This window comes from Exiguobacterium sp. SH5S4 (genome assembly GCF_004337045.1).
In the GTDB taxonomy this organism is placed as follows: Bacteria; Bacillota; Bacilli; order Exiguobacteriales; family Exiguobacteriaceae; genus Exiguobacterium; species Exiguobacterium aurantiacum_A.
Map to the genome: position 1 here is coordinate 87,202 of NZ_SJUQ01000006.1, position 20,849 is coordinate 108,050.

Here is a 20,849-nt window from a genome sequence, read left to right on the forward strand (position 1 = left end):
AGGTTGTTTTCCTCAAAAACTATTCAAAAAACGGGAAGCATGAGCTTCCCGTTTCCTCAGTCTTCGTAGCGGATGAGTGAGAACACGTCGTATCCTTCGAGACGTTCGCGTCCACCGAGGCCGTCGAGTTCGATTAAGAACCCGATTCCAGCAACGACACCACCGAGTTGTTCGATCATTTTGATCGTCGCTTCGATCGTGCCACCCGTCGCCAGTAAATCGTCGAGGATGACGACTTGCTGACCTGGCTTGATTGAATCTTTGTGCATCGTCAAAATGTCCGTGCCGTATTCAAGACCGTACGATACGCGAACCGTCTCGCGCGGTAACTTGCCTTCTTTACGTACCGGGACGAAGCCGAGTTCGAGGGCGTAAGCCGCCGGGCATCCGACGACGAATCCGCGTGCTTCTGGTCCGGCGATGAGTTCAGCGCCACGTTCCTGCGCGTAGACGATCAATTCGTCGACCGCTTTCTTATAGGCAGGTCCGTCTTGCATAAGCGACGTGATGTCTTTAAAGCTGATCCCTTCTTTCGGGTAATCCGCTACTTCTTTAATATGCTGTTTGAAATCCATTTTATGTGTAAGCCTCCTGCATCTTGTTCGATCGCAATGATTGTAATCGCTCTTTCAGCTCTGCCAACGACGCATAGACGAAACGTTCTTCGAGTTGTTCTCGTCCGACGCGACGTTTGTAACAAGGCGCTTCGGTCAAATCACGTTTCGGTGCTTCTGGATTCACTCCAGGCAGTCCGTCTTCCATTGTAACAAGAAATTCGAGTTCAGAGAATACTTGATGCATAAATTGAATCGTATTTTTTGTCCATTTTCGTTCGATTGACAAACGAATCAAGTTTTCACGCAGGTGTTTCCGTTCGCACGTGGCCATATGGACGTAATACGTTCGGAAATCTTCCCGGCTCGGCAATTTCTCGAAAAACGAATTACCCGCTTGGCCGAACGCGCAATAGACGCGCTCGACGTCTTCGTTGAGCAGGTCGGACAGCGCCGTCTCGTCGTCCGGTAAATCGAGCAAGACGACGAACCGTTTGACCGGCGTTTTGAAATCGTGGAGGGAAAACTCGTTCGACTCGCCTCTGAACGACACGTACGATGTCGCGTCACTCGGAAGCTGTCTCAATTCATCAATCGAGTTTTTCTTGCCTCGATAATCGAACACTTGGAACCCATCGACACGGATGTCTTGAATCATGAGTTGCGGCTTGCGCATCCCGTTCCATTCGTTCACTTGGAGACTCCCCATGACCGAGATGTGTGCCATCTTCGAGATTTCCGAGACGACGTGACCGAACCCGAAGCCGATGCCGTCGAGTTCGCGCTTGTCTCCAGCAAGCTGGACTTTAAGGTGCGTGTTGTCGCGCCCGATTTGACGGATATCGCGCAGTTTCGCGTCCGCGACGACGACCCGCGGTGACGGGTTGCCCATCCCAAACGGGGCGAGCTTGCCGATTTCTGCGATCAAGTCGAGCGATACGTCACTGACGTCGAGCTTCAAATCGACGTTCACGCGGGCGACGAACGTCTCGTCCGGAATCGATTCCGCTTGCTCGTTCAAGCGTCGTCTCAGCTCAGCCACATTCTCTGACATGAGCGTCATCCCGGCCGCTGCCGGGTGTCCTCCGAAGTGCGGGAGAATATCTTCGTTTTTAGAAAGCTCTTTAAATAAGTCAAAACCATCGATCGAGCGGCCCGAACCCTTAGCTTTCCCCGTCTTCGGATCGTGGCAGAGCAGGATGACCGGTCGATAGTACGCCTCGACGAGACGTGAGGCGACGATTCCGACGACGCCCGGATTCCAACGTTCGCTCGCGACGACGAGGACACGGTCGTCCGTCATCGATGCTTCGACGAGTTCGGTCGCTTCTTTCGCGATCGTCTTGACGATGTCTTGACGCTCTTTGTTTTGTTTATCGAGTTGATTCGCTAAGACGAGTGCTTCTTCGACACTTTCGGCGAGCAGCATCTGGAGGGCTGGCATCGCCGAGTCAAGTCGTCCGGCCGCATTGATGCGGGGACCGAACGCGAACCCGACCGACTCTTCGTTGAGCGTGCTGTCCGTCAAGGCACACACTTCGCGCAGCGCTAAAATCCCGGGCCGCTTCGATTCATCGAGCGCCTTTAGACCAAGCTTCGCGAGCAGACGGTTTTCTCCGTCGAGCGGGACGAGATCGGCGATTGTCCCGAGGACAGCCAAGTCGAGCAGCTCGTCAGGCATCCGCCCGAGCACGGCGTGTGCCACTTTAAGGGCGACTCCGGCTCCGGCGAGCTTGTCGTATGGATACGACGGATCGATGTGTGGATGAATGATCGCAAACGCGTCAGGTAGCGTCGCTTTCGGCTCGTGGTGGTCGGTGATGATCAAGTCGACGTTCAGTTCTTTCAACAGCGCCGCTTCTTCGATCCCCGAGATCCCGCAGTCGACCGTGATGACGAGCGTGAACCCTTCACTTGCCGCCCAACTGAACGCTTCTTTGTTCGGCCCGTATCCTTCCGTGAACCGGTTCGGGATATAGCACTCGGCCATGACCCCGATCTCAGTCAACGCATGCCACATGACGGCCGAAGCACTGACCCCATCGACGTCGTAATCCCCGTAGATGAGCACCATCTCGCCTTCGTCAGCCGCTCGCTTCAGGCGTTCGACGACTTTCGGCATCTGCTCGAACAAGTTCGGGTCGTGGAACTCGAGTTCGTCCTCGATCTGGAGGAACGCCTTCGCTGCGTCAGGCTCTCGATGGCCCCGTTGCGTGAGCAACGTCGCGAGTTGTTCCGATATATTTAGTTCTGTCTGTAGTTGTTCGATCGCGGTCGCATCCGTCTCCGGATACACCCACCGTTTCTTTGCATGATACATATCCTTCACTCCAATCAACTGTTGATTATATCAGAACAGAGACGTGTTTTGCCGTCTTGACATATGAAAAAGGTCCTCCGAACGAATCGGAAGACCTTGTCATCACGCCTCAGGGGCGGGTGTGGCTTGTTTCTTTTTATTGATCGTTAATTTTTTGAGCATGAGCCAGAGGTATGACGCGATGAAGAGCGACGAGTACATCCCCATGACAAGTCCGATGAGAAGTGCGACCGCGAAGCCGCGAATCGATTCGGCTCCGAAGATGTACAAAGCGAGCGCCGTCACGAGCACGGTGATGACGGTGTTGACCGAACGGACGATCGTCTCTTGAATCGACGTGTTGACGATGTCGCGGTATACGTCCATCGACTTGATCTTCCGCTCTTTTTCGTACGCTTGAATATTCTCGCGCAATCGGTCGAACGTGACGATCGTATCGTTGACCGAGTACCCGATGATCGTCAAGATCGCAGCGACGAAGTACAAGTTGACTTCGATCCCAAAAATCGAGAACGCGACGATCATGAAGAACGCATCATGCAACATCGCGACGACGGTCGCGACCGCATACGAGAATTGGAACCGGAACGTGATGTAGAGAATGATCCCGAGCGACGCGAGAGCGACCGCATAGATGGCGTTACGGGCGATGTCGCGGCCGACTTCGGCTGAAACGGTACTAATATTCGGATCACTTCCAAACGTTTCCGTGAATACAGTCTTGACTGAAGCGACTTCATCCTGGCCGAGCTGACCGACGAACGTCACGTTCGCGAGCGCCCCTCCATCGGCGTACTGAATCGAAGAAATCGACTCGTCGACGCCCGCTTCGGTAAAGGCGGCTTCAAGTTCTTGTTGTGACACTTGTGTCTCCGTCTGCACTTCGACACGCGTCCCTGACGCGAAGTCGATTCCAAGGTTTAACCCTCGGAAGAACAAAATACCGAGACCGATGATAACGACGGCACACGAGATGATGAACAGCGTGCGCATATGTTTCACATAGTTTAATTCAGTGAGCTTAAAGTTCACGGATTTCACTCTCCTTCACACCAAACCAGCCTTTACGTTTGTCGAACAAGCGACTAGCGACGAGGAGGTGCATCAAATAACGTGAGATGAAGACGTTCGAGATGAACGTCATCGCAATTGAGATCATGAGCATGATGGCGAACCCTCGGACCGAGCTTGTCCCGAAGTAGAACAACACAGCGGCTGAGATGAGCGTCGTCAAGTTGGCATCGATGATCGTACTGAGCGAACGGCGGTTACCGGCGCGGAACGCCGACAGTACCGACTTGCCTGAACGAAGCTCGTCTTTAATCCGCTCGGCCGTGATGATGTTCGCGTCAACTGCCATACCAACCCCGAGGACGAGAGCGGCAATCCCTGGCAACGTCAAGACGGCGTTGATTCCATTAAAGAATAACATGATCAAATTGATATACAAGACGAGCGTAATGATCGAGACAAGTCCAGGTAAACGATAGAAGAACAGCATGAACAATAAGACAGCTGCAATCCCGATGAGCGAAGCAAAGACGGTCTTATCAAGCGCGTCTTGTCCGAACTGGGCCGATACCGACGTCGAGTAAATCTCTTCAAGCTTGACTGGAAGCGCCCCGGCGTTCAAAATGTCGGCTAAGCGTTGTCCGCTCTCGGCATCGATGTCACCGCCCGAGATGATCGCTTTGTCAGATAGAATTGGTCCAGTGACCGAAGCATCTGAGACGATTTTCGAGTTCTCCTTTTGAATCTCTTCTTCATATGAATCGCCTTCTTCAAAGTCTAACCAGATGACGAGACGGTTCTCCGGCGCCGGACGCTGTGCGATTTGCGACGTCACTTCGCCGAACTTATCGGCTGACTGGAGCGTCAACTCGACGACCGGGTTTCCTTGTGGGTCATAACTGATGGCAGCGCCTCGCGGTGCGAGGTCTTTCCCATCGAGCAAGACGTTGTCATCGATATCACGGAACGTGAGTTGTGCTGTCGATGACAGCACTTCCCGCGCATCGTTCTGGTTCGAGACGCCAGCTAACTGGACGCGGATGCGATTCTCGTCTTCAATCCGGATATCCGGTTCAGAGACACCTAAGACGTTGACACGGTTGTTGATAGCGCGAACCGTTGCATTCATCGCTGATTGGTCGATGACATCGCCGTCCTCGAGCGGCTGGACTTCGTACAGCACTTCAAACCCGCCTTTTAAGTCGAGTCCAAGGTTCGTGTTCTTGACGACCCATGGCGTCGTGAAGACGGCGAGCAAGATCGTCGCGATCATGATGACCGCAAAAATCGCGATATTCCCTTTTTTGTACATACGGCTATTTCCTTTCTAGATACGTGTTCTATATAAAACTTCTCCCGTTAACATTACAAATATTCTAAACATTTATCAATCATTTTCCTAAAATTGTAACACCACCCTCGATATTTTCTGGTTTTTTTGCCCGAACGACTAAAAGTTGCGTTAGGGCAAAACTTACGTTATGCTATGATTATCGAAAATATATTACGTTTGCAAAGGAGTCCTCTACAATGGATAGTACAATTATTTTCGCCTTTTTGTTGACACTATTCGCTGGGCTCGCGACCGGGATTGGAAGCATGATCGCCTTCTTCGCGAAGCGGACCAACACAGCCTTTCTGTCAATCTCGCTCGGCTTCTCGGCTGGGGTCATGATTTACGTCTCGTTCATTGAGATCTTCCCGAAAGCGCTTGTCGAACTCGTCGGTGCCCACGGGGAAAAGGCCGGCACAATTTATACCGTGCTCGCATTTTTTGGGGGGATGCTCCTGATCGCGTTAATCGATAAGTTGATCCCTTCCCCTGAAAACCCGCATGAAGTCAAGTTCGTCGAGACGATGCAAAACGACCCATCGTCTCAAGAGCTAGCCACGACCGCAACTAAGGATGAGCCCGCTCCGCTAAATCAGGAGACGAAGCAACGGCTTCACAAAATGGGTCTGTTCATGGCGCTCGCCATCACGATTCATAACTTCCCTGAAGGACTGGCCACGTTCATCTCCGCGCTCGATGATCCGGCCGTCGGTATCGCCATCGCGATTGCCATCGCCTTGCACAATATTCCGGAAGGGATTGCCGTGTCGGTGCCGATTTACTACGCGACCGGCTCGCGGAAGAAAGCGTTAAAACTCTCGTTCCTGTCAGGTCTAGCGGAACCGGTCGGTGCCATCGTCGGCTTCTTGATTTTGATGCCATTCTTGAACGATACGATTTTCGGTTTGTTGTTCGCAGCCGTCGGTGGGATCATGGTATTCATCTCGCTCGACGAACTGTTACCGGCCGCCCGTGAATACGGCCGGGCCCATCACTCGATTTACGGCATGGTCGCCGGAATGATGGTCATGGCAGCGAGCCTCGTCCTTTTAATGTAACGAAGACATGTGTCAATCTATGCACCTATCAATAAAGAGGTCGTTGAAACGGATTATCCGTCTCAATGACCTCTTTTCATTTCATAGATAGTAGTTCACTTAAGATGATTTTGTTCTCTACTCATCATTCAGAGTTTTTCTTCTTAAAAATTTCTAGCGCTTCAAAAAAAGCGATTCCTGTCAGCAATGAAATGTTTTTAAGGTTTAATACATTATTTTCAATCCAAATTTGTGCTAAAGATTCTCCACAACTTGCTCGAATCATCTCATCCGTGCCTTCATCATTTGCGACGGTCAACAATGCAATCTCTACTGCTTCGTTTTTTGAAATAAAACCCAAATCGATAGCAGCATCGTCTCTTTCTGCATCACTTGCTGTCTTGTCTACTAATATCCCGATTAAATCGCTCGTATTGTCCACACTTAAACCCCTTTTCAATGCGGTGTAGAAGTCTTGAACAAATGGACGAGATCTTTCAACTCAACCGACATATGGCTCATCGTCTCGGCGATGCCATTGATTTCTTGAATCGCGGCGAGCTGTTCTTCCACGTTCGCCCCCGCTTCTTCGACACTGCGTTGCGTCGAAACCGCGTTCGTCGACATGTCCTCGACCGAGACCGCGACTTCGGTCGTATTCGCACTGACTTCCTCTGTCGCTGCGGCAATTTCACTCATCTGACGCGATGTCTCTTGAATGACCGACACGATTTCACGGAACGCCCCGGCGACTTCACCCATTTGGGCGACGCCGTTCGTCACATGCCCGCTCGTCACGTCAAACGCCGCCTCAACTTGTTTCGTGTCCCGTTGGATATCGACAACGACCGCTTGAATCTGCTTAGCCGATTGTTTCGACTCTTCGGCGAGTTTTCGGACTTCGGCGGCGACGACCGCGAATCCTTTTCCATGCTCGCCAGCCCGCGCTGCCTCGATGGCGGCGTTCAAAGCGAGCAAGTTCGTCTGTTCGGTGATGGCCGTGATCGACCGGGTAATCTTTTCAATCTCAAGCGATTGGTTCGAAAGACGTTCGACCATCTGTTGGGTCAAATCGTTGGCCCGTTGAATTTCTTGCATCTGACTCTCGGCCAACTGAATCGTCTCAAGTCCGCCGCTCGCAGCCTCAAGTGTATGAATCGTCTGTTCATTCACACCTTGGGAGGCGGCAGCGATTTGATTCAAGCCGGTGACGGCCTGATTGACGCCAGACGTCCCTTCCTCGGCGCGCTTGGCCGACACTTGGGCCGCGATATTCATGTCTTCGAACAGTCCAGCCACGCCTTGGGTCGTCGTCGCGACATGGTCCGTGCTCGCGTATAGCTCTTCCGAATACGCCGTCACTTTATCCGAGGCCGCGCCGACCTGGCGGATCAACCCGACGAGGTTGCGTTTCATCTCGTTAAAAGCCGTCACGAGATCACCAAGCTCATCATTCGATTTGACGACGATGTCTTCCCCGGTCAAATCTCCTTCCGCGACGACTCGTGCTTCACGGACGAGACGGTTGATCGGTGTTAAGAACAGTTTTTGGAGCGCATAGAGCGACAATAGCCCGATGGCGACACCGATGATACTGATGATGATCATCCAGACGATCGAGGTGCCAGCGTTTGCTTGTACCGCCGCCGTCTCTTCGTCCAACATCTCCGCTTGATGAGCGACGAGATCGGTGACCGTCATCCGGACCCGATCGGTCGTCGGGGTCACGCTCGTGTTGAGTACCGTCTTGTACCCGATCTCATCTTGTTGTTGGCGCAGTTCGATGGCACGTGCCATCTCAGTGTCGAGCAGTTGATTAAACTTCTCTAGATCCCCAAGCCAGTTGAGCACTTTGTCGTCAGATGAAGACGCATTGAGGGCGTCCATCAATTCGTCGCGCTTTTGTTGCGACGCTTCTAAACTGATCAGCGTCTTCGGGTTCGAGACGAGTAAATAATAATTCAAGTAGCGCTCGGCATCAGTGACGGTCAACGCCAAATCTTCGGCGATCAACATGTCACGGAGACCTTCGTTCAACACCCGATCGTACTCAGCAGTAGCCTTTTGCAATTGATAAGAACCGAGCGCACCGACGAGGAGCAAGGCAATGATTGTCGGCACGAGCGCGATCGCCATCTTCCGTCGCATCGATGAACGGCCTTTCGTTTGTTTGACGCGAGCCCAACCTTGCCAATTTTTGATTGGTTGTAATAATCGTTTAACGTCCATGTCCGTTTCCTCATTTCCAATTTCTTCTCAACTTGACATTAATGCAAACGTTTTCACTAATCAATTTGATTTTTGGAAATGAGGTCGATGATTCGACAGATTGACGAAGTTTGACAAAAAGCAGACACTTACTCTATGATACAAATCGTAACTATTACTATTTAAGAGGTGGAAGCATGACTGATCTGTCAACACGGGTATTAATCATCGGCGCCGGCGTTCACGGTATGACCCTCGCTGTATCTTATTTAGAACAAGGCGGTGCGTTAGAAGAGCTTCTGCTAATTGACGCTCACGATCAACTACTCAAGAATTGGAAGTCCCAAACCGCTCATATTGAAATGTCACATTTGCGCTCGACGCGCGTCCATCATATATCGTCTAATCCATACGCGTTGAAACAGTTCGCGGCGACGAACGACTATGGCTCTCATCATTTCAAGGATACGTTCGGCCGACCGTCTTTAGCGTTGTTCAACGATCACTGTGATCAAGTGATTGCGGACTTTAATCTTCGTTCTCGCTTTTTAGGCAATCAACCTGTCTCCTCGATTAAACGGTCCGGCAACGTCTACGAAGTGACGACATCAACTCGACGGATTACCGCCGAGACGGTCATCGTTTCGACCGGTCAATCGAGCTCGATGCATCTACCGGGCTTTGCGGACATCCCGACATGCCGACACGTCTTTTCAGCTAACGATCAGCCGGAACAATCGAACGTTACCGTCGTCGGCGGCGGGATCACGGCGTTACATTATACGGTATCGCGTCATAGTAAAGGCCATGACGTCACGCTCGTGACGAAGCGCCCGCTCGAGGTGAGCCAGTTCGACGCCGACCGCAGTTTTATGGGTCCAAAGGGGTTACGCGCTTTTCATCAGTTGGAAGAAAATTGGATTGAGAAACGTGACTTCGTCAAGCAAGAACGAAAGCCGGGGACATCCCCGAACGACCTCGTCTTGAAAGTGAAGCGGCTCGTGCAACTTGGTGAAATTCGGCACATCATTGGAGAAGCGGTCCGTGACGGTGACCAGTTAGTCGTCGATGGGATTGCGTTACCGTCTGACGAGATCGTCTGCTGCACGGGGATCCGCCCGCTCCATCCGAAAGAGACGTTTTTACGGCCGCTCATGGAGCAGCTCGACTTACCGCTCACCCCGTGTGGCACACCGGTACTCGATGCCTCACTCGCTTGGACGGACAACTTCTACATGACTGGCGCTTACGCCGACTTGATCGTCGGTCCGTTCGCTCGTGCCATCTACGGCGGTCAAGAAGGGGCTCGTCGTATCCTCCCTCGCCTATTACCCGCACGAAAAAACGCCTGACCATATACTGGTCAGGCGTCATTTGCTTACTCAGCGAATGAAGAGTTTCCTTTTTTCGTCACTTCAGCAATCGCACTGCGATTGAACTTGAGAAGTGCTTGGTCGCATTTCAATGTGACTTCTGTGTCTTCGATCTGATGGACGACACCGTGAAGGCCGCCAATCGTCACGACATGATCGCCACGCTCAAGCGCATTTTGCATCGTTTGTACTTGCTTTTGTCGCTTCGTCTGTGGACGGATCAACAAGAAGTAGAACACGACGAAAATAAGGATCATCGGTAATAGTGCTACGAGAGTTTCCATTTGTAGAATTCACCCTTTCCTTCAATATCAGGTTCATTATACCGTGAAACCGATTCGTTGTCACATAATCGCTGTCAGAGAATTAGAAATTCTTGGCGTTCGGTTTGTTATATCCATATTCTTCGAAGTACTCTTCTTTGAAATCGAGCAGACGGTCTTCGCGGATCGCTTGACGGACTTGTTCCATCAAATTCACGAGGAAATGAAGGTTATGCGTCGAGCAAAGGTGGAGACCGAACATCTCATCGGCACGGATCAAATGGTGCACGTAGGCCCGTGAATAGTTCTTACACGTATAGCAATCGCACTTCTCATCGATCGGGCCAAAGTCCGTCTTATGTTTGGCGTGTTTGATCGTCACGCGACCTTTAGACGTCATGAGCGTGCCGTTACGGGCGATCCGTGTCGGCAAGACGCAGTCGAACATGTCGATCCCGCGAATCGAACCTTCGATCAACGCATCCGGTGATCCGACGCCCATCAAGTAGCGCGGCTTATCTTCCGGCATGAACGGTGTCGTGAACTCGAGCGCCCGATACATGACGTCTTTCGGTTCGCCGACTGACAAACCGCCGACCGCATAACCCGGGAAATCGAGTGAGACGAGGTCTTCGGCGCTCTGACGGCGAAGGTCTTCGTACTCGCCACCTTGGATGATGCCGAACAGCGCTTGGTCCTCCGGACGTTCGTGCGCCGCGAGGCAACGTTCGGCCCAACGGCTCGTCCGCTCGACCGACTTCTTCATGTATTCATGCGTCGCCGGGAACGGCGGGCACTCATCGAACGCCATCATGATGTCCGCACCGAGCGCGTTTTGGATTTCCATCGCCTTCTCTGGCGACAAGAACAACTTGTCCCCGTTCAAATGGTTACGGAAATGGACGCCTTCTTCTTGAATGTTACGCAGGTCAGCGAGTGAGAACACTTGGAAGCCGCCTGAGTCCGTCAAGATCGCGCCGTCCCAGTTCATGAACTTGTGAAGTCCGCCCGCTTGCTTGACGACTTCATGTCCGGGACGAATCCATAGGTGGTACGTGTTCGATAAGATGATGTTCGCACCCATCGCTTTCACTTGTTCAGGTGCCATCGTCTTGACGCTCGCCTGCGTGCCGACCGGCATGAAGACAGGCGTCTCGAACGAGCCGTGCGGCGTATGGACGATCCCGTGCCGCGCTCCTGATTGTTTACACGTATGGATGTGTTCGTATGTGACTGCATGTTTGGTCATTTGTTTTCTTCCTTCCTCGTAATGAGCATCGCGTCTCCAAAGCTGAAGAAGCGGTATTCGTTTTCCACCGCGGTCCGGTAGGCGTGTAAGATGATGTCGCGTGACGCGAACGCCGAGACGAGCATGACGAGCGTTGACTTCGGCAGATGGAAGTTCGTGATCAGTCCATCGATCGCCTTCAACTCGACGCCCGGGTAAATAAAGATGTCCGTCCAGCCCGATGACTCGACGAAATCCCCGTGATCGCGCATGATCGTCTCGAGCGTCCGTGTCGACGTCGTCCCGACCGCGAAGACGCGGCCGCCGCTCGCGCGGACGTCACGGAGCGCCCGTGCCGATTGCTCGGACAGTTCAAAGTACTCGCTATGCATCGTATGCTCTTCAATCGTATCGGCCGTGACCGGGCGGAACGTCCCGAGCCCGACGTGAAGCGTGAGCGGGATCAAGTTGACCCCTTTCGCCTGCGCAGCCTCGAGCAATTCTTCTGTGAAATGAAGACCTGCCGTCGGTGCGGCCGCACTGCCGCGTTCGCGGGCGTAGACGGTCTGGTAGCGGTCTTGATCGTCAAGCTGTTCGCGGATGTAAGGCGGGAGCGGCATCGTACCGAGCTCGTCTAAAATCTCATAGAAGATCCCGTCATACTCGAACTTGAAGCGGCGTCCGCCTTCCGGGAGCTCTTCGACGCATTCGGCCCGGAGCAATCCGTTCCCGAATTCGACGATGGCGCCGACGCGGACTTTCTTCGCCGGTTTGACGAGCGCTTCCCAGACGTCATCTTCGGTCTGCTTCAAGAGCAGCAGCTCGACTTTGCCGCCCGTCTCTTGCTTCGCCCCGAACAGACGGGCCGGCAAGACACGTGAATCGTTGACGACGAGCGCGTCGTCTGCTTGTAAATAGTCGAGCACGTCACGGAAGTGGCGGTGCTCGATGTCACCTGTGTCCCGGTCGAGGACGAGCAAACGTGAGCTCGTCCGATCAAGGAGCGGGACTTGGGCGATCAGTTCTTCTGGCAAGTCAAAATCATAGTCGTTTACGTTCAATTGAATATCTTGCATCATTTACTCCTCTTCGTATCCAAAATGCGTCTTAGCGTATTGTGTGATCATGCGTCCTCGCGGTGTCCGCTGGAGGAAGCCTTGTTGTAACAAGTATGGTTCGTAGACGTCCTCGATCGTCTGGGCGTCTTCACCGATTGTCGCGGCGAGCGTCTCGAGCCCGACCGGACCACCGCCGAACCGTTCGACCATGGCCCGCAAGAGCCGATGATCGACCTCGTCGAGCCCGAGGGCGTCGACGTGCAGGCGATCGAGCGCACTCGATGCCATGGCTGGATCGATTTCTTTCGTCCCTTCCACTTGCGCGAAGTCGCGGACCCGACGCAACAGCCGGTTGGCGATCCGTGGCGTCCCGCGCGCGCGTTTGGCGATCGCGCCGCTCGCTTCCGGTGAGATCGACAGTCGGAACAGTTGGGCCGTCCGGCTGACGATGGCCGCGAGTTCGTGCGCTTCGTAATACTCGAGCTTGAGCGTCACCCCGAAACGGTCACGGAGCGGGGCCGACAACATACCGGCCCGTGTCGTCGCGCCGACGAGCGTGAACGGTGGCAAGTCGATGCGGACGCTGCGTGCCATCTCGCCTTGTCCGTAGACGATATCAAGGCAATAGTCTTCCATCGCCGGATACAGGATCTCTTCAATCGTCCGGCTGAGCCGATGGATCTCGTCAATAAACAGGACGTCTCCCGGCTCGAGCGTCGACAAGATCGCTGCTAAGTCGCCTGGGCGTTCGATGGCGGGACCGGCTGTCGTCTTGATGCCGACACCCATCTCGTTGGCGATAATTTGCGCGAGCGTCGTCTTCCCTAGACCAGGTGGCCCGTAAAGGAGGACGTGGTCGAGCGTCTCGCTTCGCATTTTTGCCGCTTGGATAAAGACGGATAAGTTCCCTTTCGCCTTCTCTTGTCCGATATACTGCTCGAACCGTTGCGGACGCAGGCTCCACTCTTCAGAGTCTTCATACTGTTGGTGGGATTGTGACAACAATCGTTCGTCCATAGGTTCCTCCTTATTTCAACAACAATTGCAGGGCGCGCTTTATGTAAGCGTCTGTCGTCAATATTTCTGAATTCAGTTCTTTGCGGACACGTGTGATCTCACGTTCCGAATAACCGAGGGCGGCGAGCGCTTCACACGCTTCGTCAAGTTCTGACGAGCCTTGTGCGAACAGGCCTGTGTTCGGCACATAGTCCGGTGCGAGCTCTGACAACTTCCCTTTTAAATCGAGCGCCATTTGTTTGGCCGTCTTCTTGCCGACGCCCGGGAACTTCATCAAGTACTTCTCGTTCTCGGTCTCGATCGCGTCAATCAACGCGTCCATGTCGCCCGAGGCGACGATGGCGAGCGCGCCTTTCGGTCCGATGCCGTTGACGCCGAGCAGTTTATTGAACAGTTCCCGCTCCCGGCGTGACCGGAAGCCGTACAGCGTCTGTTGATCTTCTCTGACGTAATGGTGCGTAAACACGATTACATGTTCGTCTTGTTCACGATAAAAAAACGGGTTAGGCACATGTACTTTGTAGCCGACGCCCGAAACATCCAACGTTATATATTCCGCACACACGTAGGCGACGGATCCTTTTACGAATTCAATCACTTTGTTATCTCCTCTTCATAGGAAAACTGCATTCATTGTACCATAGAAAACGCCGTGAAAAAAGGACAGGCGATCGCCTGTCCGTTATCTCGCTAACATCCGCTCGAGGGCGAGCGTTGCCCATTTCGTCGTTTCCTCATCGACACGAATGATGTTGACCGGATCCGTCTCGAGCGACTCGAGCGCCCACAACAGATGCGGCAAATCGATGCGGTTCATCGTCAAACACGGACACATGTACGGGTTGAGGGAGACGATGTCTTGCTCGGGGTGTGTCATTGCTAGTCGATTGACCAAGTTCATCTCCGTCCCGACGGCCCACTTCGTCCCCGGAGCGCTCGCCTCGATCTGGTCGATGATATACGACGTCGACCCGGCCTCGTCCGCCGCCTGCACGACGTCAAACGTACACTCGGGATGGACGATGATGCGTCGTTCCGGGTCATGCTTCCGCAACGCCTCGATTTGGGCGACATTGAACTTCTCGTGGACCGAACAATGCCCTTTCCAGAGGATGACCCGTACGTCTTCGATGTCGCCCTCGTAGTCGAGACGCTCACGAAGCGGGTCCCAGACGGCCATCGCCGCCAGCGGTACACCGAGATCAAACGCCGTGTTGCGCCCTAAGTGTTGATCTGGTAAGAACATAATCCGTTCGCCAGTCTCGAGCGCCCAACGGACGATGTCGTGTGCGTTTGACGACGTGACGGTCGCACCGCCGTTCTTTCCGACGAACGCCTTGATGGCTGCCGTCGAATTGACATACGTGATCGGGATGATGTCGTCACCGAACAAGTCGGTCAATTCCTCCCAAGCAATCTCGGTCTGGTCGATATCGGCCATATCCGCCATCGAACAACCGGCCCGCATGTCCGGCAAGATGACGAGTTGGTCGTCGCGTGTCAGCATGTCGGCCGTCTCGGCCATGAAATGGACGCCGCAAAAGACGATAAACTCGGCCCCATTCATTTGTTCGGCGAGTCGTGCGAGCTGGAGCGAATCTCCGGTCGCGTCCGCGAACTGGACGACCTCATCCTTTTGATAGTGATGTGCCGGTAGAAACAGCCGGCTGCCGAGCCGTGCTTTAATGGCTTCGATCCGTGCTTCCATCTGTTCGATCGTCATATTAGCGTATTGTGCTGGCATCGTTCCGAGTAACTGCATATTTGACCCCTCCTTTAAGATTTAAGCTGCAATCGAGAGCCGTCACCGAATTCGTCAACTGTCCGACCGAGATGACGTCGACGCCCGTACCGCGGTAGGCGGCGATTGTGTCGACAGTGATCCCGCCCGATGCTTCCGTCATGATGTGGGACGGCACGAGCGCAACCCACGCCTTCAACTCTTCCGGTGACCGGTTATCGAGCATGATGATGTCAGGACTTGCCGCGATCGCCTCACGCAACTGCTCGATCGTCTCGACCTCGACTTCGATCGGTGTCGTATGCCCGTTTTGAGTTCTCGCCGTTTCGATGGCCTGCGTGATGCCCCCGAGTGCCGCAATATGGTTGTCTTTGATCATGACGGCGTCGTCGAGACGCAGCCGATGGTTGTATCCCCCACCACATCGGACGGCGTATTTTTCAAGCATCCGCAGTCCCGGCGTCGTCTTCCGTGTGTCGGTGACCCGGATCGATGGGTCGGCGAGCGCCTCGACACAGCGCCTTGTCAGCGTGGCGATGCCGCACATATGTTGCACAAGGTTGAGCAGTATCCGTTCCGTCTCGAGGATCGTCCGCGTCTTGCCGCGCAAAGCGAACATGACGTCCCCTTTTTTCAAATCCGTCCCATCGTCACGGCACTGTTCGACGACGAGCCGTTGCATCGCCGCGAGTTCCATCACGACGTCAACACCGGAGAAGACCCCGTCCGCCTTGGCGGTGACGACGGCTGTCGCCACGTCGATCGGGTCGATGAGCGCGCTCGAGGCGTCTCCAAATCCGATATCCTCATTTAGAAATTGTGTGAGCTGTTCGCGCAGTAACGTTCTGTTCATGGAACTCCTCCGTTCTCATAAAGGCGCGTGCTAAAATCCGGCCCGCCTCAAGTTGTAATGTTCGTTCTGCCAATTGTCTTGTCACGTGTTTCGTCCGTGCCAGTTGTTGGGTATTTTCTAAGAAACTTCTCATTTCTCCAAACTCAGGCGAGATTGTCAGCCAGTTGCCTAATCGCCGACGATACGCTTGAAACGTCTCCTTCGATAACTCATAAGCGGTCACTTCAGTCACCGTGAACGGCCTTTCTTCGAGTCGCACCGATGCAGCGACCCGTTTTCCGAACACCCAGCATTCGAGTAGTGAATTCGACGCCAAGCGGTTCATCCCGTGAACACCCGTGTCGGCGACTTCACCGACCGCGTAAAGCCCGGCCACACCCGTCGAACCGGTTTCATCGACCCGCACCCCGCCCATATGAAAATGCAGACCCGGCCGGACCGGGATGCGAGCGACGTCGATCCGTTCGGCCTGACACGTCGCCCACAATTTCGGGAACCGGGCCGCAATGTCTTTGACGCGACTCGTATCGAGATAGACCGGGCCGCAGTGACGTGTGAGCACGGCCGCCACTTCATCACGGGGCGCCAGACTGCCTAGCGGATGGTGCCGCATCATCGCGTTTCCGTCCTCATCGACGAGTTCCGCGCCCGCACCTCGCAGCGCCTCGGTCACGAGGTGCGGCGTTTCGACCGCTAGCAGCGTCGGATGAAACTGGATCTCGGTCAAGTTGGATAGTTCGGCACCGACAGCGCTCGCCAAGACGAGTCCATCCCCCGTCACGGCTTGACAGTTCGACGTCCAATCGACGAGCCCGCCGATGCCACCTGTCGCCAAGACGACCGCACCCGCTTGAATATGGATTCGTTCGTCGCCTTGGAAGCCGGTCGCACCGACGACTCGTCCGCCCGTTTTTGTCAGTCCGTCGATCAAGACGTGCTCCATCACTTCAACGTTTTGCGGGAGCCGTTCCCGTAACGCGGTCATCACATGACGTCCGGTCTCGTCACCACCGACGTGGTAGATCCGATGTTTCCCGTGGGCGCCTTCTCGGCCGATCTTATACCCGGACTCGTCCCGGTCGAACGCGACACCGAACCGCTCCATCTCTGAAACGACACCACGGCCGTCCTCGACGAGCGTGACGACCCGATCCGCTTGCGCCGTCATCTTGGAAGCGACGAGCGTATCGTGTGCGTGATCGAGACTCGACGGCTCCAAATATGAACTCGCGATCCCGCCTTGGGCGAGGTCAGAGTTCGAGGAGGTCACGTCACGTTTTGAGACGAGGAGGACGCGGTACGTCTCCGGCAAATGGAGCGCCACCGTGACCCCGGCCAACCCCGCCCCGATAATCAAAACATCAACTTGTTTTAACTGTAAAGACATCTGTATATCACCTGTATTTCATATGTAATGTTGACTTGTAAACTAGTTTCGCATAATTTTGTGAAGAAGACAACATGAGAAAAGGGGATACTTCGATGAACGGTTACTTTGACTACGCGGCGACACATCCGATGACCCAAGCCGCCCTTGACCATTACGTCGCCATGGCCAAAGGCGTCCCCGGCAATCCCTCGTCGCTTCATACGCATGGGTTCATAGCCGAGGACTATTTGACAGAGGCGCGCCGGCTCGTCAAGCAGGCGCTCGGTCTCGATATGCTGAGAGGGAAGCTGTTGTTTACCGGGAGCGGCTCGGAAAGCAATTACATCGCGCTGACGAGTCTGCGCAAACGCATGAAAGGCAGCGAGGTCATCACGTCCTGGCAAGAGCACGACTCGGTCTCGCTCCTCCTCGACGAATGGGAAGCTGAAGGTGTGATCGTCCATCGCCTCAAGCTGAAAGACGGCCAGTTCGACCACGACAAGTTCCTCCACTTGCTCGATCGTGATATCGGACTCGTCACGTTTCAGCACGTCAACTCGGACACCGGCTGGGTTTTGCCGCTCCATAACATCCTCTGTAAACTTAAATATAAGAAAGTACTGCTCCATATCGACGGAGTACAAGCGCTCGGAAAAATACCGGTCTCTGTCGACGGGATCGACGCTTACTCGTTCAGCGCCCATAAAGTCGGCGGGCCGAAAGGGGTCGGCGGTCTCTATATGGAACGTCTATTGCCTCCCCCCTACTACCCGGGTCACCATCAGTACGGCATCCGTCCCGGGACGATCGACGTGCCCGGCATCTCTGCGTTCGTCAAGGCGTTCACCAATCGGCACGAGAATCGGACACGTCACGAAAGAAATTTCTTAGCGTTTCGTGCTATCTTGAAAGAGAAGACATCGTCACATGTTGACTGGCTCGAGTTCGACGACCAAAGTCCGGCCATCCTCTCATTCGTCTCGGACAAACGGGACGGCCAATGGTGGATGACCGAACTCGACGCACTCGGCTTCCAAGTGTCAGCCGGTTCGGCTTGCCGGGCCGGTCAAAACGGACCGAACCGCATGCTCGAATCACTCGGCTATGAGACGAGCGCCTGCCACGGGCTCGTCCGGATTTCCTTCGGCGAACAGACAACCGCCGAAGCCACGGCGGCACTCGCCGATGCCATCGCCACTTTAGCAAGGAGAGTTGAACACCATGAACAAACGTTTAGCCGGTGAAGAACGCCGGCGCACTTTATTGGAATTGATTGAAGCGAGTACGGAACCGATCACCGGTTCCGAGCTCGCCCGCCGTGTCGCCGTCAGCCGCCAAGTCATCGTCCAAGACTTGTCGCTCTTGAAGGCGAAAGGCCACCAAATCGTCGCGACCGCCCGCGGCTACGTCTATCTACCCGGCGAGGCGTCACCGTCCGCCTACACACGAAAAGTCGTCTGTCGGCACGAAGCCGAGGACATGGAAGCCGAGATGAACGCCATCGTCGACGAAGGTGTCACGATTCGTGACGTCATCATCGACCACCCCGTCTACGGGTCGCTGACTGGTCAGTTGATGGTGAAGAGCCGGCGCGACGTCCGGGCCTTCCTCGAACGCGTCGAGGCCAACCAGGCTGCCCCACTGTCCCATTTGACGGGTGGGCTGCACATTCACACGCTCGAAGCCGACAGTGCGGACGCGATTGATGCCGCCGTCTCCGAACTTGAGCGCCTCGGCGTGCTCGTTTCCGAACTCGACTAAAAGATGTCACGCCTTTGTGACATCTTTTCTTTTGCTTTCCTAGTTTGTCCGTTATACTGATGGATGGAACAAATTCCCTACTACGTATTGAAAGGAGTGATCTGTCATGTGGCACTTCCTCGAGCAACTCTTGGCCGGATGCGGCGTCTTCAGTATCCCGCTCGGCATCTTCATCCAAGTCATCCCAAACGAGCTCGTCCTCGCATACGGCGGTTATCTCGTCGATTCCCTTGACGCGTCATTCCTGTTCATCTTTTTGCTCGCTTGGTCGGCTTTCGTCGTGACCCAGGTCGCATTGTATGGGATTGGCCGCTACGGCGGACGACCGGTCGCCCTGCGATTGTATCGCTCGTTTCGGATCAAGCAGGAGAAACAGCTTCAAGCCGAGTCGTGGTTTGAGAAGTACGGGGCGTGGATCGTCTGCCTCAGCGTGATTTGGCGTCAATTGTTCGCCATCAGCGCCGGCGTGATGCGGTTGTCGTTCCGTAAATTCCTGACGATGACAACGATCGTCTTCGCGGTCTGGTCGTTCGTCTTCGTCAAAGTCGGCATGATGCTTGGCAGTAATTGGCGATATATCGGCGAATACACACACGGCCTGTTTCCTTATATCGGTCTCGGCATCGGCATCTTCTTTGTCGCCCGCTATGTCCGCTCACATCCGAACTTCATGAAAAAGTCAGCCTGAACAAAAGTTCGGGCTGACTTTTTTTAAATAGAGGGTAAACTGATACGTATGGCGAATACGTCATAGTGAGGAAATCAATCTATTTCTAAAGCACAGAGACAGCAACCGTCAAAGGAGGAATTTTCATGTTCCATCGTCGAAAAACGTATACGATCCGTCCCGAACGCTTGCAAGAATTCACTGAGTTTTTCCATACATACCTGTATCCGATTCAGGTATCGCACGGCGCACGGCTCGTCGGCCGTTGGGTGACCGAGGACCAAACCGAGGTCATGGCACTTTGGGAATACCGCGACCGTGAGCACTACGAACAAGTCGAACGCGATTACCGCTCGAGCGCACTCCGTCGCGAGGCGATGAAGAAGCGGGCCCGTCTCGGGAAAGACTTGTACATCAAGTCGAGCGAAGAGTTCATGATGCCGACCGGGCACTACACCCCGCCGCGCACGATCGTCTCCGTGACCGCCTACATCACGAACGATGACGGCGAGGTGCTGCTCGTCAAAAACACGCACCGGAGCGACACGTACGAGATGCCGGGCGGACAGGTCGAAGAACACGAATCGATCATCGATGCGATCCATCGTGAAGTGAAAGAAGAGACCGGGGCCGACATCGAGATCGACGGCATCATCGGGATCTATCAAAACGTGTCGTCACGCGTCCTCTGCGTCTCGTTCCATGGGCGTTACGTCTCGGGCGACCTTCGTCCGCAAGCAGGCGAGACACATGAGGTCGGATTCTTCCCGATCGATGCGTCGAACGTGTCGGACTACATCAAACGTGACCACTTCCAGATGCGTCTCATTGATGCGATCGACCCGACGTACATCCCGCACGCAATCTACAAGGTTCGTCCTTACGAGTTGCTCGAGCGCGTCGAGCGCCACCATACCGTCTAAACAAAAGAGGCTGGGACATAACTCAGTAGATTTATAAGAAAGAGGCCACCGGGAGCGACTTGTTCGCTAACGGTGGCCTCTTCTCATTTTTATGGGTTCGTTCACGCATTTCGGACTAAACAGATAGGGGCGA

General features: G+C 54.3%; 18 protein-coding genes and 1 pseudogene. 6 read left to right on the forward strand and 13 right to left on the reverse strand.

From position 1 onward, the window contains the following. Positions 1-56: 56 nt before the first annotated feature. The 3 genes and pseudogenes from EVJ32_RS05650 to secD all read right to left on the reverse strand — a co-directional run bounded on the left by EVJ32_RS05650 (position 57) and on the right by secD (position 5,197). Positions 57-575, reverse strand: coding sequence for an adenine phosphoribosyltransferase (locus EVJ32_RS05650; protein ID WP_016508814.1), 519 nt, complete (start codon positions 573-575; stop codon positions 57-59). 1 nt (position 576) lies between these two features. Further along, entirely contained in the window at positions 577-2,874 is a 2,298-nt protein-coding gene (recJ, locus tag EVJ32_RS05655; RefSeq protein WP_131457359.1) for a single-stranded-DNA-specific exonuclease RecJ, read from the reverse strand. Between the two features lie 102 nt (positions 2,875-2,976). Beyond that, a pseudogene (gene secD, locus EVJ32_RS16370) lies at positions 2,977-5,197 on the reverse strand (protein translocase subunit SecD). Positions 5,198-5,415: 218 nt separating this feature from the next. On the opposite strand from secD, the gene zupT reads away from it, so the two are divergent. Then, complete coding sequence (gene zupT, locus EVJ32_RS05665; protein WP_131457361.1) at positions 5,416-6,276, forward strand: zinc transporter ZupT; 861 nt, start codon at positions 5,416-5,418, stop codon at positions 6,274-6,276. Between the two features lie 124 nt (positions 6,277-6,400). On the opposite strand, the gene EVJ32_RS05670 is transcribed toward zupT, so the two are convergent. Together EVJ32_RS05670 and EVJ32_RS05675 are read right to left on the reverse strand one after the other, a co-directional pair. Continuing rightward, positions 6,401-6,697 carry a hypothetical protein gene (locus tag EVJ32_RS05670; protein WP_131457363.1) on the reverse strand — a complete coding sequence of 99 codons (297 nt, stop codon included), beginning with the start codon at positions 6,695-6,697 and terminating at the stop codon, positions 6,401-6,403. Between the two features lie 14 nt (positions 6,698-6,711). Beyond that, a complete protein-coding gene (locus EVJ32_RS05675) occupies positions 6,712-8,484 on the reverse strand; it encodes a methyl-accepting chemotaxis protein (RefSeq protein ID WP_131457365.1) in 1,773 nt (590 codons plus the stop codon). 176 nt (positions 8,485-8,660) lie between these two features. Between EVJ32_RS05675 and EVJ32_RS05680 the strand changes: the two genes are divergently transcribed. Next, positions 8,661-9,815, forward strand: a complete 1,155-nt coding sequence (locus tag EVJ32_RS05680) for an FAD-dependent oxidoreductase (RefSeq protein WP_131457367.1) — start codon at positions 8,661-8,663, stop codon at positions 9,813-9,815. Positions 9,816-9,841: 26 nt separating this feature from the next. Here the strand turns inward: EVJ32_RS05680 and yajC are convergent, their stop codons facing one another. The 8 genes from yajC to EVJ32_RS05720 all read right to left on the reverse strand — a co-directional run bounded on the left by yajC (position 9,842) and on the right by EVJ32_RS05720 (position 17,383). Continuing rightward, complete coding sequence (yajC, locus tag EVJ32_RS05685) at positions 9,842-10,120, reverse strand: preprotein translocase subunit YajC (protein ID WP_070327676.1); 279 nt, start codon at positions 10,118-10,120, stop codon at positions 9,842-9,844. An 82-nt stretch (positions 10,121-10,202) separates the two neighbouring features. Next, positions 10,203-11,348 carry a tRNA guanosine(34) transglycosylase Tgt gene (gene tgt / locus EVJ32_RS05690; RefSeq protein WP_070327677.1) on the reverse strand — a complete coding sequence of 382 codons (1,146 nt, stop codon included), beginning with the start codon at positions 11,346-11,348 and terminating at the stop codon, positions 10,203-10,205. Further along, the gene (gene queA / locus EVJ32_RS05695) at positions 11,345-12,388 is read right to left on the reverse strand and encodes a tRNA preQ1(34) S-adenosylmethionine ribosyltransferase-isomerase QueA (RefSeq protein WP_131457389.1); all 1,044 of its coding nucleotides are present in this window, start codon (positions 12,386-12,388) and stop codon (positions 11,345-11,347) included. The genes tgt and queA overlap by 4 nt, the downstream gene beginning before the upstream one ends. A gap of 18 nt (positions 12,389-12,406) precedes the next feature. Then, positions 12,407-13,402 (reverse strand): Holliday junction branch migration DNA helicase RuvB, encoded by a 996-nt coding sequence (gene ruvB / locus EVJ32_RS05700; protein ID WP_071399448.1) that lies wholly within the window; start codon positions 13,400-13,402, stop codon positions 12,407-12,409. Between the two features lie 10 nt (positions 13,403-13,412). Continuing rightward, positions 13,413-14,000 (reverse strand): Holliday junction branch migration protein RuvA, encoded by a 588-nt coding sequence (gene ruvA / locus EVJ32_RS05705; protein ID WP_070327680.1) that lies wholly within the window; start codon positions 13,998-14,000, stop codon positions 13,413-13,415. Positions 14,001-14,084: 84 nt separating this feature from the next. Continuing rightward, positions 14,085-15,164, reverse strand: a complete 1,080-nt coding sequence (gene nadA / locus EVJ32_RS05710; protein ID WP_131443440.1) for a quinolinate synthase NadA — start codon at positions 15,162-15,164, stop codon at positions 14,085-14,087. After that, positions 15,127-15,996, reverse strand: a complete 870-nt coding sequence (nadC, locus tag EVJ32_RS05715) for a carboxylating nicotinate-nucleotide diphosphorylase (protein WP_131457369.1) — start codon at positions 15,994-15,996, stop codon at positions 15,127-15,129. Before nadC ends, nadA begins: the two co-directional genes overlap by 38 nt. Continuing rightward, positions 15,950-17,383, reverse strand: coding sequence for an L-aspartate oxidase (locus tag EVJ32_RS05720; RefSeq protein ID WP_236639486.1), 1,434 nt, complete (start codon positions 17,381-17,383; stop codon positions 15,950-15,952). The genes nadC and EVJ32_RS05720 overlap by 47 nt, the downstream gene beginning before the upstream one ends. A gap of 95 nt (positions 17,384-17,478) precedes the next feature. Here EVJ32_RS05720 and EVJ32_RS05725 point away from each other — a divergent pair, with 95 nt between their 5' ends. From EVJ32_RS05725 to EVJ32_RS05740, 4 genes are all read left to right on the forward strand, one after another. After that, complete coding sequence (locus EVJ32_RS05725; RefSeq protein ID WP_236639487.1) at positions 17,479-18,609, forward strand: cysteine desulfurase family protein; 1,131 nt, start codon at positions 17,479-17,481, stop codon at positions 18,607-18,609. Next, positions 18,587-19,126, forward strand: coding sequence for a transcription repressor NadR (locus tag EVJ32_RS05730; RefSeq protein WP_070327684.1), 540 nt, complete (start codon positions 18,587-18,589; stop codon positions 19,124-19,126). Before EVJ32_RS05725 ends, EVJ32_RS05730 begins: the two co-directional genes overlap by 23 nt. A gap of 106 nt (positions 19,127-19,232) precedes the next feature. Further along, the gene (locus tag EVJ32_RS05735) at positions 19,233-19,814 is read left to right on the forward strand and encodes a DedA family protein (RefSeq protein ID WP_131457373.1); all 582 of its coding nucleotides are present in this window, start codon (positions 19,233-19,235) and stop codon (positions 19,812-19,814) included. A 125-nt stretch (positions 19,815-19,939) separates the two neighbouring features. Continuing rightward, entirely contained in the window at positions 19,940-20,716 is a 777-nt protein-coding gene (locus tag EVJ32_RS05740) for an NUDIX domain-containing protein (RefSeq protein ID WP_070327686.1), read from the forward strand. The last annotated feature ends 133 nt before the right edge of the window (positions 20,717-20,849 follow it).

Excerpts from the sequence above, each read along its gene's own strand:
- EVJ32_RS05650 (WP_016508814.1), bottom strand. The coding sequence starts at position 575 with ATGGATTTCAAACAGCATATTAAAGAAGTAGCGGATTACCCGAAAGAA.
- recJ (WP_131457359.1), bottom strand. The coding sequence starts at position 2,874 with ATGTATCATGCAAAGAAACGGTGGGTGTATCCGGAGACGGATGCGACC.
- zupT (WP_131457361.1), top strand. The coding sequence starts at position 5,416 with ATGGATAGTACAATTATTTTCGCCTTTTTGTTGACACTATTCGCTGGG.
- EVJ32_RS05675 (WP_131457365.1), bottom strand. The coding sequence starts at position 8,484 with ATGGACGTTAAACGATTATTACAACCAATCAAAAATTGGCAAGGTTGG.
- EVJ32_RS05680 (WP_131457367.1), top strand. The coding sequence starts at position 8,661 with ATGACTGATCTGTCAACACGGGTATTAATCATCGGCGCCGGCGTTCAC.
- yajC (WP_070327676.1), bottom strand. The coding sequence starts at position 10,120 with ATGGAAACTCTCGTAGCACTATTACCGATGATCCTTATTTTCGTCGTG.
- tgt (WP_070327677.1), bottom strand. The coding sequence starts at position 11,348 with ATGACCAAACATGCAGTCACATACGAACACATCCATACGTGTAAACAA.
- ruvB (WP_071399448.1), bottom strand. The coding sequence starts at position 13,402 with ATGGACGAACGATTGTTGTCACAATCCCACCAACAGTATGAAGACTCT.
- nadA (WP_131443440.1), bottom strand. The coding sequence starts at position 15,164 with ATGCAGTTACTCGGAACGATGCCAGCACAATACGCTAATATGACGATC.
- nadC (WP_131457369.1), bottom strand. The coding sequence starts at position 15,996 with ATGAACAGAACGTTACTGCGCGAACAGCTCACACAATTTCTAAATGAG.
- EVJ32_RS05720 (WP_236639486.1), bottom strand. The coding sequence starts at position 17,383 with ATGTCTTTACAGTTAAAACAAGTTGATGTTTTGATTATCGGGGCGGGG.
- EVJ32_RS05725 (WP_236639487.1), top strand. The coding sequence starts at position 17,479 with ATGAACGGTTACTTTGACTACGCGGCGACACATCCGATGACCCAAGCC.
- EVJ32_RS05730 (WP_070327684.1), top strand. The coding sequence starts at position 18,587 with ATGAACAAACGTTTAGCCGGTGAAGAACGCCGGCGCACTTTATTGGAA.
- EVJ32_RS05735 (WP_131457373.1), top strand. The coding sequence starts at position 19,233 with ATGTGGCACTTCCTCGAGCAACTCTTGGCCGGATGCGGCGTCTTCAGT.
- EVJ32_RS05740 (WP_070327686.1), top strand. The coding sequence starts at position 19,940 with ATGTTCCATCGTCGAAAAACGTATACGATCCGTCCCGAACGCTTGCAA.